The organism is Vibrio sp. 10N.286.48.F5, from assembly GCF_041469785.1.
GTDB lineage: Bacteria > Pseudomonadota > Gammaproteobacteria > Enterobacterales > Vibrionaceae > Vibrio > Vibrio crassostreae_C.
On sequence record NZ_JBFRLG010000007.1, the window covers coordinates 1 to 15,616 of the forward strand.

A 15,616-nucleotide genomic window follows, 5' to 3' on the forward strand; every position below is an offset into this window, starting at 1 on the left:
AGAGTTAAGAGAACAACCTGATTGATGGGCTTATGGGAAAACATCAATTTAGGCTTACTTTGTGAAAAGTAAGACACACCCTGGAGGGGTTCCCGAGTGGCCAAAGGGAGCAGACTGTAAATCTGCCGGCACTGCCTTCGATGGTTCGAATCCGTCTCCCTCCACCATATTCTCCTTAATTGGAAAATCGAAAAGCCAACTCATTGAGTTGGCTTTTTTCGTTTCTGAGCTTTATCTCTTACTAAACGTGTCTTCTAAAACAACCCTCAACTTCCTAAACACTAACCCGCTCCTACAAATAACTAAGCGATCTAGCCCATTCAAACATCAGTGATCCCATACTTCTGCATGACGCTCACAAGCCAGATAAGCAGCGCAGCCTAAACAATGGGTCGATATATGTTCTTCGCATTCGTTCGCAATTATCTGTTTCTGCTGCAAAGTAACCTCAGGCTCCAATACGGGTTCAAAGAACTTTGTCATTACTCATTACATCCAAATAAAATCAGTTAGTTAGTTAGTCTCAGGTTAATCCAATCTTTAACTAAGATACATATCATTAGACGCAAAAAAGCCCCTGCTGATTTCTCAGCAGGGGCTTTCTATTATTTGGTGTTATTCCGAATAACTACATCCTATTGATGTTGAGTTAAATCCTGGAATTAACCTTGAATACCAACAATTAACCATGGTGCATTGTTAGTTGTTAGGTCACGCTCTAGATGCCAGATATCAGTGATATCTTCTTCAACGCCATCCGCTGTGTCACGGTAACGACCGCTAAACTGAAGGCTTAGCTGTGCTTTGCTACCATCGTGGTCTGCGCGAACGATTTCAGCATCAACGTACATTACGTCTGTGTGCTGATCACCGTCTAGCTTATTACGCTCAGCTTTTAGGTCTTCAAATAGGCTTGGAGATACGTATTCTTCAATCGTGTTTAGCTCGTTGTGATTCCATGCACCTTGCAGTGTACGGTAGTGCTCACGAGAACCATTGATGAATGCCGCTTGATCAAAGCCCGGTGGGTAGTTATGTGGAACATCGCTTTGTGCACCAAAACCGAAACCACCAGCAGCGCCTTGTGATTGAGGTTGTGTTTGCTCGAAGTTATGAACATTTGGTTGTTGCTTAGGTTGTTCAAACTTGTTCTGACCCATGCCGCCGAATGCTGGCTGTTGGCCACGTGCATTCTGCTGATTCATTGAGCCCTGCTTCGCGCCCAACATTCCGCGTAGGAATTTAAACGCTAGGAAAGCAATCAGACCCATAATCAGAATATCCATGAACTGGATACCTTCAAATGCGCCACCAAAGAATGCAGCTAAAAGACCACCAGCAAGTAAACCACCTAGCAGACCGCCCATAAGGCCTTTCTTGCTAGAGTTAGCTGCTGTGTTCTTACCTGTTTGATCTTGACGGATCGAATTCGTGTTTTGTTGTTTTGGTGCTGGAGCCGTTTTAAAGCTTTTGCCAAATGACTTACCACCACCAAACTTTTTCGCTTCCGCGATTGGCGTCACCGCGACTGTTACCAACAGGATCGCGACTAGTGAGAAAAATCGTTTCATTATTATCCTTTATAGGTTTTTTATCTTTCGACACCTTAATCATACTCGTTAACAAAGAACAATGAAATATTCACCGTGTTTACACATGTATCATAATATTGCGGCTATTAATTGATTACTAAACTAGCGAAGGGATTGACGGCACTCTGGGGCAGCATTAAAATATTGAACGATGTTCATTTAATAGAAAGTACCCATGGCAAGACGAAACGATCATACTCGCGAACAATTAGTGCAATTAACCTTAAAAACGGTAACCGACTTCTTAGAAGAGCACTCTTATCACGAGCTAAGTCTACGTAAAATCGCCAATATGATTGGTTACGTTCCAAGTACCTTAGTAAATGTATTTGGTAATTACAACCTACTGCTTTTGCATGTGGTCGCTCAAACATTAGATGAACTGGCGTCAGAATCCGCTGCAACTGTTGAACAATCGAGCAACCCTCAACAAGCTCTATTCAACCTTGCCTACTGCTACCACGATTTTGCACAGAGACACCCTCACCGTTGGCAGCTTATCTTTGAGCACAACATGAACGGTGAAAACCTTCCTGAATGGCAATCGAACCGCATCGATAGAATGACAGGCATGCTAGAACAGTTGCTAGTAGCGATTGCTCCTGAACATACGAAAAGCGAAGTCGTTAAAGCCAGCCGTGTATTATGGTCTGGAGTACACGGAATTACTCTACTTAGCGTTGATGATAAATTTTTCGCCTCTGAGCCTATTGATGGTAAAGAGCTGATCAATAACCTAGTCTCAAACTACTTAACCAACTGGTAATCATCCAAGGAAAGACAATGAACAACAGCAGCCAATCTTCGCTGTTAACGCAAAAAAGGTTCCTACCCTACTTTATTACCCAATTTCTAGGAGCCTTTAACGACAACATATTCAAAAATGTCCTGTTACTGTTTGTTGCTTTCGCAAGCGTAGACACGCTGCCTATTTCCAGCAATCTATTCATTAATTTGGCCGCTGGCCTTTTTATTCTGCCCTTCTTCCTATTTTCAGCTTTGGCTGGTGTACTGGCCGACAAATACGAAAAATCGTGGTTTATCCGTAAAGTTAAGCTCCTCGAAGTAGTGATCATGTCACTGGGTGCGATCGGATTCATCTACGAAAGCTACGGAATATTACTTCTGCTCCTGTTCCTTATGGGAACGCAGAGTGCTTTCTTTGGCCCGGTGAAATACGCCCTGCTTCCACAACAATTAGAAACAAAAGAACTGGTATCTGGTAACGCTCTCGTCGAGACAGGTACATTCTTAGCGATCCTGATTGGTACTCTCGGCGCAGGCATCATTGCATCTGAAGAAGGCGCAAAGCTCATTGCTGCGGTGTGTATTGTTTCGTTCGCCGTGCTTGGCTATGTATCAAGCTGGTTTATCCCACAAGCGCCAAGTAATGCACCAGACCTTAAAGTAAAGTGGCAACCTGTAAAACTGACCCGCGCGACACTGGCGATTGCAAAAAAAGATCGCCCGACCTTTCAAGCTCTGATGTCTATCAGCTGGTTCTGGTTCCTTGGTGCGGCTTACCTAACTCAGTTTCCCAACTTCACTAAACTGCATCTAAACGGCACTGAAAGCTCCGTCGCCTTTTTACTGGCACTATTCTCGGTAGGCATTGCAATCGGCTCTTTAGCTTGTGATAAGTTATCTAATCACCGAATTGAAATCGGCATCGTGCCAATGGGCAGCTTAGGTATCTCGATCTTCGGTCTTCTGATGGCGATATCCATCCCGGAGTCTTTGCCTGACTTTAGTTCTTTCCATCAATTCGTAACCTACTCAGAGCTGTGGCCACTGTTTGCTTACCTTCTGCTTCTGGGTATCTCTGGCGGTGTCTTTATTGTTCCTCTGTATTCACTGATGCAGTTACGTGCCAAGCCCGACGAGCGTGCCCAAGTGATTGCCGGGCTCAATATCTACAACTCACTGTTCATGGTGGGAAGTGCGGTATTAGGTATTGTTTGCCTTAGTGTTCTAGAGCTTTCAATTCCGCAGCTGTTTATCTTGCTCGCAGTGGGCAACACTTTGGTGATGCTGTACCTATTTTATCAGGTGCCTATCTACGCTTTCCGCTTCTTTACGTGGGTGGTCACTCACACCATGTACAGAGTTAAACATAAGAACTTACATCACCTGCCAGAAAAGGGCGGTGCGTTGATTGTCTGCAACCATGTGAGTTATATGGATGCACTGCTGCTGAGTGCGGTTTGCCCTCGCTTGATCCGTTTTGTGATGGAAGAGGATTACACCAAGTTGCCGCCAATTCGACGCTTCTTGAAAAGAGCTGGGGTGATTCCAATCTCCGCGACCAACCGCAACTCGATTCGAAACGCTTTCAAAGAAGTAGAGCGTGCCCTGCATGAAGGTCACATCGTGTGTATTTTCCCAGAAGGAAAGCTCACCTCTGATGGCGAAATGGCTGAGTTCATGCGTGGTATGGAGCTGATCATCAAACGTTCCCCTGTCCCAGTGATTCCTATGGCTCTTAAAGGATTATGGGGTAGCTACTTTAGTCGTTACAAAGGCCGTGCCTGCAAAGGGTTACCCACTCGCTTCTGGACTAAGCTAGAGATAGAAGCTGGCGAGCCGATTTCACCTAAACAAGCCTCTTGTGAAACGCTTCGACAGTCAGTCTCTGACCTTCGCGGATCATTACGCTAGTTAACCAGCCCTTTATTCATATCAGTTGAACAAGCGTTAAGTTTTCCTTAACGTTTGTTCAATTCATTTAGACTTACTTATCATTTTATTGAACGTATAGTGGTCTCATCACAATAACGCCACAACAAAACAAGACTCTAAATACAATGAACCTAAAAAAGTCCGTTCCATTTTATCTTGCTGCACTGTTTTGCTTAACGCCTTGGGTTAGCTCACCGACAGCCCTGGTTATCGGTTTCCTGCTTGCTAGTTTAGGATTAGTCCCTGAACACTTGGAAGTCGGCAAGCTTACCAAAAAGCTACTGGCCTACTCTATTGTTGGCTTGGGTTTTGGTATTCAGTTTGAAAAAGCATTAGCAGTAACAGGCGATGGTATTGGGCTCATTGTAACGACGATTATCGGTACATTAGTCATTGGTTGGTTCTTGGCGAAACAAATGGGGCTAGACCGCACTACGGGCTATCTTATATCTTCTGGTACCGCGATTTGTGGTGGTAGCGCGATAGCAGCAGTGGCACCCGCGATCAAAGCAGACGATGAACAGATTGGCTTGGCATTAGCCACCGTATTCGTGTTGAACTCGGTTGCTCTATTCTTATTCCCGATGATTGGTCACGCGCTTGAGCTCAGCCAACAAACATTTGGTACTTGGGCAGCGATAGCGATTCACGATACGTCTTCTGTAGTAGGTGCAGCTTCAGCGTATGGCGAAGAAGCACTGACGACAGCGACAACATTGAAGCTCGCTCGCGCACTTTGGATCATCCCAATCGCTTTAATTAGTGCGATGATCTTCAAGAACGATCAAAAGAAGATTACGGTTCCCTACTTCATTTTCTTCTATTGCGCCGCTATCGCGGTGAGTGACTTACTGCCACAATTTGAGATGGTCTATCAAGGAATCTTTGATGTGTCTAAGCGAGCACTGGTCGTGTGTTTGTTCTTAATTGGCTGTGGTATTTCAGTTGAGAAGTTAAAAGCGGCAGGGCCGAAACCACTGATGTTTGGTATTACAATGTGGGTCATGATCTCAACGGGTTCATTGGCGTGGTTAACTCTCGCTTAGCCCGCATAGAAACGCTTTAGATGTTTGTTCGGTGAACTAGACACTCAAGTTAGCGAGCAACAAAACAAAAAGGCAAAGCTCCAATGGGCTTTGCCTTTATCGTTTGTGGTAAGGGTATTCTTTGTTGTAACAATCACGAATCAAACAGGGGCTTATCACTCTTCTTGCTCTCTCTTTTCATTAAAACAAGTACCACAACCAACACAAATGCGGTGAGCTCAGCCAACGAACGAGTCAACCCTGACGAGATGATTGCTTGGCCTATCTGCAGTAAAACCGCAATGGTGAGGGCAATTTTCATAATAAGACCTTATTCTATAATCCGTTATTTATATGGCTTATTATGATGGATGGTTATAAAGATAATAAATTCTGTTTTGAACTATCTAATTGCTAAATTAACTAACTGCAGGCCAAGTGAACAAAAAACCTCCGACTCAATTAGTTAGAGCGCCGGTGTTGCAACAACCACTGCGCTAATCCCGCTCTCGATACCTTAATACCTAACTGTTCTTGTTGAGGCATGCGGTAATACTCAATAGGGAACTTAAATCGCTCTAGGCTTCCTTGTAGCTGCTCTGCAAACCATTCTTTGGTTAGAACTTCATCACAGTCCACAATAGCTACTGGTCTAAAACCAAATTCGCTGTCTTCTATGGGCACAATAAAGGCTTGCTTAACTTCGGGCAGCTGGTTAAGTACTCGCTCAATTTCTTCGCAATGAATGTTCTCACCACCAGAAATAAACTGGTTGTCGGCACGGCCAATAATCGACACTTGTTCGCCAAGCCACTCACCAAGATCTTTGCTATCAAACCAACCGCTCTTATCAACTAATGGCGTTAAGTTACCTTGATAGTAATACCCGGACGCGAGCGTCTCGCCACCAATAAAGATACGTTGTTCTTCAATTTTTAGCTGGCGATGGTTAAGGACAAAACCGGCGGTGCTGCCGGCATCAACGGGCTTCGCGGTCACGGTTGAAGCCGCTTCAGTCATGCCGTATCCAAGCCATGTTTCGATGCCCATTTGTTGAGCTTCGAGCCCAAGTGCTTCTGGTATATGACTACCACCCAAAAGTACATGCGTTAAAGTAAGTGCTTGCTTACTCTTTAACAATCGATGTAGTTGAGTAGAGACCAATGAAGCATGACTGCATTCTTCTATATCGGTTTCAAGCTGACCTGTGCCTATTTTGATGCAACCACCAGCCGCCAACCAACGATGAACTATCGCCAGCCCCGACACATGGTACATAGGTAAACTCAGTAACCACATGTCACCTTGTTGATAACGAAACACCTCAAGCAGCCCTGACGCAGAGCATAGGTGCTGCTCAAGTGTATGAGCGACCGCTTTTGGGTTTCCGGTAGAACCTGAAGTGAATACGATGCTCGCTAGATTTTGCGGATTGAAATTGGATTCTTGAGGTGTCGTTATCTGCTCATCATCACCATCAAACTTCAGTTCACTTAGGCAAGGCAAGGTCACCAACTGAGTATTCAAACCGGCAGTCTCTGATTGCTCTATTCCGCTATTGCCCAAGAGCCAAAGGTAGCTCTGTTGATCTGCTTGATATAAGGAATCGAGCTTTTGCTTCAGGCGTAAACTAGGCTGAGGCATCGTAAACGCACAAACCACACCCAAATTGAGTGCGGCAAGATAAACAGGGATCACTTCAGCTTGATTCTTACCAACAATCGTCAGTACATCACCTTCAGATAGGCCTTGATGAGATAGCTGTTGTTGGTACTCACTAACCAACACAAACACTTGCTGCCAAGTATAAGTGCGGTGAGTGGTCACTAACGCTGGTTGAAGTGGGTTTTGCTGCGCCCACTTTACCCAGAGCGGGGGATGATTAGATTGTGGGCGCATCATATGATAACCAAAAATAGATTAAGAACTTGTTAAGCTAACTAAATAGCCATTCAAATAGCTCGGTCTAAGAAGACCAAATCAATTGTTGCTTTTCAAGCGTAGAGACAGGCAACTGACAGCCCGGCCAAGAAACCTCTAGCTGCTGCTTGAACAAGCCAATCGTATCCAACCCCGGCACTTCATTTGGCAAATATTGCTGCGCCAGACGAGCAATCTGAGTCAGACCTAGGCTCGACTCAATGCTTGAGCTCAATACAGGTTTCATTCCAAGCTTCTGTGCTCGCTCAATGATTGCCACGCAACGCTCGACAGAACCAATAAGAGTTGGCTTGATCACGACTGCTTTAACACCAGTAAGGTCGCTAAGATCAAATTCCGGGCTGCGCACCGCTTCTTGCAGTGTCTCGTCCCACGCAATCGCCACACCATGGTCAATGGCAAAGGCCAAACTGTCTTCTGGCTTTTGGCAAGGCTCTTCGATAAAGCTTATACGCTGGCGCATTGACGGCGAAATGTATTTAATGAATTGCTTCGCTTTCTCTGGCTTCCACGCACGGTTGGCATCAAGTCTTAGAGTCAAATCAGGGATCGACTCAAGGAATAAGCTAACCAACATGCCATCGCGAATCGCTTCGTAGAGGCCGACTTTCACTTTCGCGACCTTCTCGCCTACCATCTCATTCAATACAGGAATCAGTTCATCTGGATCGCCTGTACACAAAGGCGCCGCTTGGTAGTTACCTTGAGCGTTAAGATCGCCTCGCAATTCCATCATCGCCATTGAAAAGCCAAACGCGACAGAAGGATACAGCTCGTCGAAAGGCGTTTGAGGCTTATTGTGGCTCCAAAGCTCTAATTCGTGTTGAAGCTGAATGCCAGCTTGTTCGGCATCTTCTTGGCTAAAACCGGGCAAAGGCGCAACTTCGCCAAAACCAGTTTTACCATCACACTCAAGTTGGATGATATAGCCAACACGTTCGTTCAACTTATTGTCACGAAGAACCACACCACTATCCATAGGTAATTGATAACGGTAAAGTTTAGCGTGACGCTGAGAATTCACTGAGTTCATAAAGTTTCCTAAAAAACGGGGAACATCAAAACAAAACGAGCCGCTATTAGCGACTCATTTTGAAGAGGAGAAAGACTATGGATTACGCGGGAACTTGTCGAAGTCCGGTCGACGTTTCTCGTTGAATGCGTTGCGGCCTTCTTGGCCTTCCTCTGTCATGTAGAACATCATGGTTGCGTTACCAGCCAACTCTTGTAAGCCTGCTTGACCATCACAGTCAGCGTTCAGTGCCGCTTTCAAGCAACGCAGTGCCATTGGGCTGTGTTGAAGCACTTCACGACACCAACGAACTGTCTCTTTTTCTAGGTCAGCAACAGGAACAACGGTGTTTACAAGGCCCATGTCCAGTGCTTCTTGTGCATCGTAGAAGCGGCACAAGAACCAGATTTCACGTGCTTTCTTTTGACCAACGATACGAGCCATGTAAGAAGCACCCCAACCGCCATCGAAAGAACCCACTTTAGGACCCGTCTGACCGAACTGCGCGTTTTCAGCTGCAATAGTAAGGTCTGCCATCATGTGAAGTACATGACCGCCACCGACTGCCCAACCCGATACCGCTGCGATAACTGGTTTTGGACAAGTACGAATTTGACGTTGGAAATCAAGTACATTCAAGTGGTGCGTACCTGAGTCATCTTGGTAACCGCCGTAGTCACCACGGATACTTTGGTCACCACCAGAACAGAACGCCTTCTCACCAAGACCAGTCAAAATGATTACGCCAACTTTCTCGTCATAACGAGCATCAGCCAGTGCATTGATCATCTCTTTTACGGTTTGTGGACGGAACGCATTGTGCACTTGAGGGCGAGCAATCGTGATTTTCGCAATACCGTCATCAGACTTGTGGTATTGAATATCTTCATATTGACTGCTTTCATCGCGCCAGTTAACGGCTGCGTAAAGTTCTTCTTCTGTGATGCCTACTGTTTTAGCCATGATGATTCCCATTGTTCTATTAGAGAGCGCGACTAGCGTAGAGTCGCGACGGTGTTGCTCTGCTTTCTATAGCGCTTGATACGAGAGGTTCGCTCAGTCAGTTCATCAACGACTGGCGATACATTGGATGATCAGATTTGAAAACATCTCTGGTTGCTCAAAATGAACATTATGACCCGCGTAATCCACCTGACTATATTCAAAGCCACTATTCTCAGCTAGCTCCATGAATTTACGATCTTTTTCTCCACATACATAATGCAATAAATGCTCATGAGATTTCAATGTGGCACGTAAATCCGGTTGCTTAGCTAACGAAGTAGATAACAACATATTTGCTACGGATACTCCAAGGTTACCACTACGCTTTATGACCAAAGTTTGTCTTTGCTCATGATTTAGTGAAGAAAAGACGCTTTGTTGATACCAATCGTCTAAAACATCTTCAATCGACTGCTGTGCAAAGCGAACAGCCCATTGCGTATCGTGTACTAACCTTTGTGCTCTTTCTTCATCACATTCCAAGCCAAAGTTGCCACCTTCAATGATGACTTTCTCTAGGTTGAGTGCCTCAAAGCAAGGGCTTGTCACCCCATACATGGCAAGCCTTCCGCCCATAGAATACCCAATCACCACGATAGGATAATCGGCAGGAAGATCGTTGAGAGCCAGTTGGGATGTGATGCACTGGACAATTTTCTTACAGCAATGATCAAACCCTACCGGATCGATAAAGCGACTTTGTCCGTGTCCGGGTAAATCTATGCAAAGGAGAGGAAAATCCTCGAGGAATGGATGACATGCACTCCAATCATCCCCGCTTCCGAGTAAACCATGTAAGAAAACAAGCAAAGGTTTGTCAGAAGAATCTTGTACAGCTGGGTAATAATCGGAGTAAAGCATGTAAAGTCCTTAGGCTAATGCCTCGGTGAGCATTGAACTGAATTGTTTCAGCAAAGTAGACGCTTGTTCGGGAGGCGTCTTAACTTCCACGAGCAAGGTACCCTGACCCTGTTCGAAATGTTGTTCGATAATGGTTTGATAGCAATTCAAGGTTTCTGGCGCAGCGTATCCCAACTGGAATTGCGCAGCAGCGTGTTCAAAACTGAAACCATGAGGCATTTGATAAAGTGACTGTTTCTGCTGCTCTGGCACCGGCAATAAATCAAAGATCGCACCACCATCATTGTTGGTCACAACAATAACCATCGGCGTTAAATTATGAGTCAGCAGAGCCAGTGAGTTGAGATCGTAAAGCAAAGAAGTATCGCCAATCAACATCAATAAGGGGTTCTGGTTGGCTTTCACTACACCCGCAGCCGTCGCCACCAAGCCATCAATGCCCGATGCACCACGATTGCTGTAAACCCGATTCGCAGATATTGAAGACAGCATATCCACCAGCCTTACCATCAAGCTGTTTCCCACAAACAACTCTCTGTCTTTAAGTCTAGACGACAAGTCAACTGCAACACTCAACTCTGTCAGTTGGTCATTATTAGATATTTGTGCGAGTGCGAGTTGCTGAACGATATTAGCCACCTCGATTAAAGGCGTCGCCCAACCCGAGTGTTTGCACAACAACGTTGGCAGGTGTTGATCGGTTATCCATGACTCAATATTGGCAACAATATGAGTTTGAGGCAGATGGTCTTGATTTATACGGTGCGCATCAGGTGAAACCACGACATATTGCGTGCAATCGAACCAAGCCGCTTGTGACTTAACCCATTGGTTTAATCGCTTAGAAACAATGCGCTCACCAAACTGAAGAATGAAATCACACTGGTTGAGTTGCTCTTTGACTGAGTCACTCTGTAACCACAGATCATAATGCTTCCAATCACTGCTCACGCCCGATTGAGGATCACAGAAAATTGGCCAGCCCAAAGCCGAAGCAAACTGCTTGGCTTTAATTGCGGCTTCATTCTCGATAGAACCAATAATCACTGCGCCTTTACGAGCGACATAATCACTTGCTGAGACAGGCTGAGCGATTAAATGACTGGGCAAATAAGTGTTCGAGTAAAGGCAGGTTGAAGTTCTCCAAGCTGCCACGCTCTTTGTATAATCCGCATACATCTCAGCACTACTCTTAGAATAGAGCGGCTCTGGGAACGGACAGTTGATATGAATAGCCCCACCGACGCTGCGCTGTTTCGCCAGTGCGTTATCAACCGACGTCAAAAGCCAATTCAAAGAAACTTGTGTCGTTGGACTTGGAAGGTTTAGTGCCGTTTCAACGTGAGACGAAAAGATACCCTGCTGCTGAATCGCTTGATTGGCACCACAGTCGACTAAATCAATCGGTCGATCGGAGGTCAACAAGATTAGCTTTTCTCGCGTTAATCCAGATTCAGCGGTCGCTGGTAGAAGGTTAGCTACGGCAGTTCCAGAGGTAACAACCACCGCAACGGGTTTGTTGCTCGCTTTAGCTAAACCTAAAGCCAAGAAGCCAAGCCCGCGCTCATCAAAGTGCGTATGTAAGGTTAACTTGGAGTTGGCTTCAGCTTCGAGAGTTAGCGGCGTTGAGCGAGAGCCCGGAGCAACACAAACATGTTCAACGCCATTGCGTGCAAGCTCTTCAAGTAACGTGTGACACCAAACTCTATTTAATACGGCTTGGTCGTGATTCATGACGCGACACCCAATGGAGGGTGATCTGAAATTAAGCTAAGCAGAGTAGACATCTTCTTGTTCAGCTCTTGCCATTCATGTTCGGCAACCGATCCCGGCACGATCCCCGCGCCAGAAAACAGTTGTACTTGATCGTTTACAATCAAGGCGCTTCGAATCGCCACGCAGAATTCCGCTCGCTGATGACTGATATAGCCTACAGAGCCTGCATACCAACCTCGTGCAAACGGTTCGTGTTCAAGAATGAAATCCATCGCCTCTTTACGAGGTAAACCCGCCACCGCAGCAGTTGGCTGTAAGGCAGCAAGCAACTGCACACCATTAACGCCATTGTTGAGCTGAGCATGGATATTGCGCTTCAAATGCTGCACCTTACGCAAGCGCACTAGACGCGCATCCTTTTCAACATGGACCGTTTGAGAATGAGGAGTGAGACGCTCAATGATGTCGTCGACCACATACTGGTTCTCATTGAGGTTTTTGCTGTCTTGAGAAAGCCAGTTGGCCAGTTCCATATCCTCAGTAGCGTTCTCTCCGCGACCAATGGTTCCAGCAAGCGCCTCGGTATCAAGCTCCATACCATGTCGGCTATATAAGCGCTCTGGTGTCGAGCCAATGAAACTGTGTTTAGAATCCAGCACCAACATAAAGTGGAAACTGTGGTGATTTTGCAGATAGCTGGCTTTAAGTAATTGAGCTGCGCAGATAGGCGCATCGAGTTGCAGTGTGGTTTTACGTGCTAAAACGACTTTTTTGTACTCTTCATCGCTAATGCCTTGCAGCACTTTATCGACAAGGTTGCCCCACTGCTCTCTTTCTGGAACGTGATTGATCTGTTCAATATGGGCAGACAAAGGCGCCAATATCGCGGCTTCTACAGAAAGCTTATTCAAAGCATTAATAGAAGAAACGCGATCAGGGGACAAATTAACCGCCAGCGACCAAGTATTGTCAAAGCGGATCAATTCAACCTGAGGAAGGAAGAAAAACGACTCCATGCAGCGACGGTTCTTTGCGGTGTGCCCATCAAACGAGCGTCCACCCCAGATTCGTTGGTCTTCACCAAGAATAGCGTACGCGGGTGCAGGATCTGAAAACGTATGTAACTGTCCGAGCGCAACAACCTCTTCACGAGTGTCGCGTGACTGCCAGTAGAACTTAGGAAAGAGCGGTTGAGCATGAAGCCATTCTATAAATGCAAACGATGGTTTTTGCGTTAGAACTTCAACACAACGAACTTCGCTTGCTTGGGCATTTTGTACTCGCTCAATCAAAGCGGAGATAGTTTGCTGGAAATGTGACAAATCGACCTCGTTCACATCTAAATTATTATTATATTAGTTTGATACTTTATGGGCAGTACCCACTTAGATCAAGAATGTACTATATCTTTTCAACATTCCTGTGATTTTAAGCGATCCCGCCCCTTTATTCATCTTAGCCAATAACCAAGAAAGCGATTAATTAAAATTTAGAAAAGAGTGACAACAAAAAGCCTAAACGTGATACTGAAATGCGACATTCATCAGATTTTTATTCTATCAAACGCCATTTTGCGGTACTTTAATAAAGTATTTAAATTAATTTCAGGAAATCGGCAATGCAAAATATCGGGATGTCGTCAAAACTCAACAGCGTATGCTACGAAATCAGGGGGCCTGTACTCAAACATGCTAAGCGCATGGAAGAAGAAGGGCATAAAATACTGAAGCTTAATATTGGTAACCCCGCCCCATTTGGTTTTGACGCCCCTGATGAAATCCTTGTTGACGTAATCCGTAACCTACCGACATCTCAAGGTTACTGCGACTCAAAAGGCATCTATTCAGCCCGCAAAGCGGTTGTTCAGCACTACCAGAAAAAAGGCCTACGTAACCTTGATGTAGAAGACGTTTACATTGGTAACGGCGCATCAGAGCTTATCGTTATGTCTATGCAAGCGCTACTGGATAACGGTGATGAAATCTTAGTTCCCGCTCCGGATTACCCACTATGGACAGCGTCTGTTGCGCTTTCTGGTGGTACACCGGTTCACTACATGTGTGATGAAGATGCTGATTGGTATCCAGATTTAGACGACATGCGCGCGAAGATCTCACCAAAGACGCGCGGCATCGTTCTTATCAACCCGAACAACCCAACAGGCGCGGTATACAGCCGTGATTTCCTATTACAAGTGGTTGAGATTGCTCGTGAGCACGGTTTGATCATCTTCGCCGATGAAATCTACGACAAAGTACTTTACGACGGTGCGGTACACACTTCAGTGGCAACGCTTGCTGAAGACGTATTAATGGTCACGTTCAACGGCCTATCTAAAGCTTACCGTGTATGTGGTTTCCGTGGTGGTTGGATGTTCTTAACAGGCCCTAAACACCTAGCGAAAGGCTACGTTGAAGGACTAGAAATGCTGGCCTCAATGCGTTTGTGTGCCAACGTTCCGATGCAACACGCTATCCAAACCGCACTCGGTGGCTATCAGAGTATCAATGAGCTGATTCTTCCAGGCGGTCGACTGCTTGAACAGCGTGACCGTGCATGGGAACTGATCAACAAGATCCCTGGCGTTTCTTGTGTGAAACCGAAAGGTGCAATGTACCTGTTCCCTAAAATCGACACCAACATGTACAACATCAAAGACGATCAGAAGTTTGTACTCGACTTCCTTAAGCAAGAGAAGGTGCTATTGGTTCAAGGTACGGGCTTCAATTGGCCGAAACCGGATCACTTCCGTATCGTGACTCTGCCGCACATCGAAGATCTAGAAATCGCAATTGGTCGTTTAGAGCGCTTCTTACAGACTTACAGCCAAGACGACCTCATCGAAGGTTAATGAGCACAAAGAAAGATGGCTACAATTTGCTGTTTTAAAAGACTTTAACTTGTATTCATTCACTTCTATGCTTAAAAGGCTCCTGTTTAGGAGCCTTTTTTGTATCCGCTGTCTCGTATCCCTGTGCAAACACAAGATACGAGTGGAGTATTGTTTATACCAATCACAGTAAGTAAGTGTTCAGAAATAGCGTAGGGAAAAAGCTTGAGAACAAGGCAGCTATTTTCGACAAGCAGCTTCGATAAGTAGTTATTCTACAATCAAAAATTCTAACATAGTTATCGAGTTTTTTAACAAGCTAGGATGACCAGTTATTTACTACGATTGGTACTATAAGGACATTTATGAAACAGAGCCATTTCTTTGCCCATCTCGCACGCATGAAGCTAATTCAACGCTGGCCCCTGATGCGTTCGGTATCAAGCGAGAACATTTCAGAACATAGCCTACAGGTTGCTTTCGTGGCACACGCCTTGGCACTGATCAAAAACAAGAAGTTTGATGGTCAGCTTAACCCCGAGCACATTGCTCTGCTTGGCATGTACCACGACACCAGTGAGGTACTGACGGGTGATTTGCCAACGCCTGTTAAATACTACAACCCGGATATTGCACAAGAGTATAAGAAGATAGAAGCCGCTGCAGAACAAAGACTGCTTTCGATGTTGCCAGAAGAGTTCAGAGACGACTTCGCCCCCTTCTTAATATCTGGTACTGCGAGTAAAGAAGAGCAAAGCATCGTCAAGCAGGCAGATACTATCTGTGCGTACCTGAAATGCTTGGAAGAGCTCAGTGCGGGCAATCATGAATACGAGCAAGCCAAGCGCCGATTGGAAGAGACACTCGAACAACGCAAAAGCCCAGAAATGGACTACTTTCTCACCACATTCGCACCGAGCTTTGAATTATCACTAGACGAGATAAGCTAGCTGGG

Annotated in this window: 13 protein-coding genes and 1 tRNA gene; 6 read left to right on the forward strand and 8 right to left on the reverse strand. The window is 45.5% G+C overall.

Annotated elements, in window-relative coordinates:
• Positions 1 to 82: 82 nt before the first annotated feature.
• Positions 83 to 167, forward strand: a tRNA-Tyr gene (locus AB4185_RS06935).
• Between the two features lie 495 nt (positions 168 to 662).
• Here AB4185_RS06935 and AB4185_RS06940 read toward each other — a convergent pair.
• Entirely contained in the window at positions 663 to 1,571 is a 909-nt protein-coding gene (locus AB4185_RS06940) for a Tim44 domain-containing protein (RefSeq protein ID WP_017068945.1), read from the reverse strand.
• Positions 1,572 to 1,767: 196 nt separating this feature from the next.
• Between AB4185_RS06940 and AB4185_RS06945 the strand changes: the two genes are divergently transcribed.
• The 3 genes from AB4185_RS06945 (at position 1,768) to AB4185_RS06955 (ending at position 5,317) form a co-directional block, all read left to right on the forward strand.
• Complete coding sequence (locus AB4185_RS06945; protein ID WP_048613073.1) at positions 1,768 to 2,358, forward strand: TetR/AcrR family transcriptional regulator; 591 nt, start codon at positions 1,768 to 1,770, stop codon at positions 2,356 to 2,358.
• Positions 2,359 to 2,375: 17 nt separating this feature from the next.
• Positions 2,376 to 4,250: an MFS transporter gene (locus AB4185_RS06950; RefSeq protein WP_102332809.1), complete on the forward strand. Its 1,875-nt coding sequence runs from the start codon at positions 2,376 to 2,378 to the stop codon at positions 4,248 to 4,250.
• A gap of 146 nt (positions 4,251 to 4,396) precedes the next feature.
• A complete protein-coding gene (locus tag AB4185_RS06955; protein WP_017060176.1) occupies positions 4,397 to 5,317 on the forward strand; it encodes a YeiH family protein in 921 nt (306 codons plus the stop codon).
• Between the two features lie 133 nt (positions 5,318 to 5,450).
• Here the strand turns inward: AB4185_RS06955 and AB4185_RS06960 are convergent, their stop codons facing one another.
• From AB4185_RS06960 to AB4185_RS06990, 7 genes are all read right to left on the reverse strand, one after another.
• Entirely contained in the window at positions 5,451 to 5,618 is a 168-nt protein-coding gene (locus AB4185_RS06960) for a hypothetical protein (RefSeq protein WP_017060175.1), read from the reverse strand.
• 140 nt (positions 5,619 to 5,758) lie between these two features.
• Positions 5,759 to 7,198 (reverse strand): o-succinylbenzoate--CoA ligase, encoded by a 1,440-nt coding sequence (gene menE / locus AB4185_RS06965; protein WP_372135217.1) that lies wholly within the window; start codon positions 7,196 to 7,198, stop codon positions 5,759 to 5,761.
• 64 nt (positions 7,199 to 7,262) lie between these two features.
• Entirely contained in the window at positions 7,263 to 8,270 is a 1,008-nt protein-coding gene (gene menC / locus AB4185_RS06970) for an o-succinylbenzoate synthase (protein ID WP_017060171.1), read from the reverse strand.
• Between the two features lie 75 nt (positions 8,271 to 8,345).
• On the reverse strand, positions 8,346 to 9,212 hold the full coding sequence (gene menB, locus AB4185_RS06975) for a 1,4-dihydroxy-2-naphthoyl-CoA synthase (RefSeq protein WP_017064079.1): 867 nt from the start codon (positions 9,210 to 9,212) through the stop codon (positions 8,346 to 8,348).
• 105 nt (positions 9,213 to 9,317) lie between these two features.
• The gene (gene menH / locus AB4185_RS06980) at positions 9,318 to 10,115 is read right to left on the reverse strand and encodes a 2-succinyl-6-hydroxy-2,4-cyclohexadiene-1-carboxylate synthase (RefSeq protein WP_102393523.1); all 798 of its coding nucleotides are present in this window, start codon (positions 10,113 to 10,115) and stop codon (positions 9,318 to 9,320) included.
• A 9-nt stretch (positions 10,116 to 10,124) separates the two neighbouring features.
• On the reverse strand, positions 10,125 to 11,849 hold the full coding sequence (menD, locus tag AB4185_RS06985; RefSeq protein WP_372106560.1) for a 2-succinyl-5-enolpyruvyl-6-hydroxy-3-cyclohexene-1-carboxylic-acid synthase: 1,725 nt from the start codon (positions 11,847 to 11,849) through the stop codon (positions 10,125 to 10,127).
• Positions 11,846 to 13,153: an isochorismate synthase MenF gene (locus AB4185_RS06990; protein WP_372106558.1), complete on the reverse strand. Its 1,308-nt coding sequence runs from the start codon at positions 13,151 to 13,153 to the stop codon at positions 11,846 to 11,848. The genes menD and AB4185_RS06990 overlap by 4 nt, the downstream gene beginning before the upstream one ends.
• A gap of 296 nt (positions 13,154 to 13,449) precedes the next feature.
• Between AB4185_RS06990 and AB4185_RS06995 the strand changes: the two genes are divergently transcribed.
• Positions 13,450 to 14,682 (forward strand): pyridoxal phosphate-dependent aminotransferase, encoded by a 1,233-nt coding sequence (locus tag AB4185_RS06995; RefSeq protein ID WP_017060166.1) that lies wholly within the window; start codon positions 13,450 to 13,452, stop codon positions 14,680 to 14,682.
• 344 nt (positions 14,683 to 15,026) lie between these two features.
• The gene (gene yfbR, locus AB4185_RS07000; protein ID WP_017060613.1) at positions 15,027 to 15,611 is read left to right on the forward strand and encodes a 5'-deoxynucleotidase; all 585 of its coding nucleotides are present in this window, start codon (positions 15,027 to 15,029) and stop codon (positions 15,609 to 15,611) included.
• Positions 15,612 to 15,616 lie beyond the last annotated feature (5 nt).

What these genes read in the sequence shown, in the direction of transcription:
- AB4185_RS06940 (WP_017068945.1), bottom strand. Translation starts at nt 1,571, where the DNA reads ATGAAACGATTTTTCTCACTAGTCGCGATCCTGTTGGTAACAGTCGCG.
- AB4185_RS06945 (WP_048613073.1), top strand. Translation starts at nt 1,768, where the DNA reads ATGGCAAGACGAAACGATCATACTCGCGAACAATTAGTGCAATTAACC.
- AB4185_RS06950 (WP_102332809.1), top strand. Translation starts at nt 2,376, where the DNA reads ATGAACAACAGCAGCCAATCTTCGCTGTTAACGCAAAAAAGGTTCCTA.
- AB4185_RS06955 (WP_017060176.1), top strand. Translation starts at nt 4,397, where the DNA reads ATGAACCTAAAAAAGTCCGTTCCATTTTATCTTGCTGCACTGTTTTGC.
- AB4185_RS06960 (WP_017060175.1), bottom strand. Translation starts at nt 5,618, where the DNA reads ATGAAAATTGCCCTCACCATTGCGGTTTTACTGCAGATAGGCCAAGCA.
- menE (WP_372135217.1), bottom strand. Translation starts at nt 7,198, where the DNA reads ATGATGCGCCCACAATCTAATCATCCCCCGCTCTGGGTAAAGTGGGCG.
- menC (WP_017060171.1), bottom strand. Translation starts at nt 8,270, where the DNA reads ATGAACTCAGTGAATTCTCAGCGTCACGCTAAACTTTACCGTTATCAA.
- menB (WP_017064079.1), bottom strand. Translation starts at nt 9,212, where the DNA reads ATGGCTAAAACAGTAGGCATCACAGAAGAAGAACTTTACGCAGCCGTT.
- menH (WP_102393523.1), bottom strand. Translation starts at nt 10,115, where the DNA reads ATGCTTTACTCCGATTATTACCCAGCTGTACAAGATTCTTCTGACAAA.
- menD (WP_372106560.1), bottom strand. Translation starts at nt 11,849, where the DNA reads ATGAATCACGACCAAGCCGTATTAAATAGAGTTTGGTGTCACACGTTA.
- AB4185_RS06995 (WP_017060166.1), top strand. Translation starts at nt 13,450, where the DNA reads ATGCAAAATATCGGGATGTCGTCAAAACTCAACAGCGTATGCTACGAA.
- yfbR (WP_017060613.1), top strand. Translation starts at nt 15,027, where the DNA reads ATGAAACAGAGCCATTTCTTTGCCCATCTCGCACGCATGAAGCTAATT.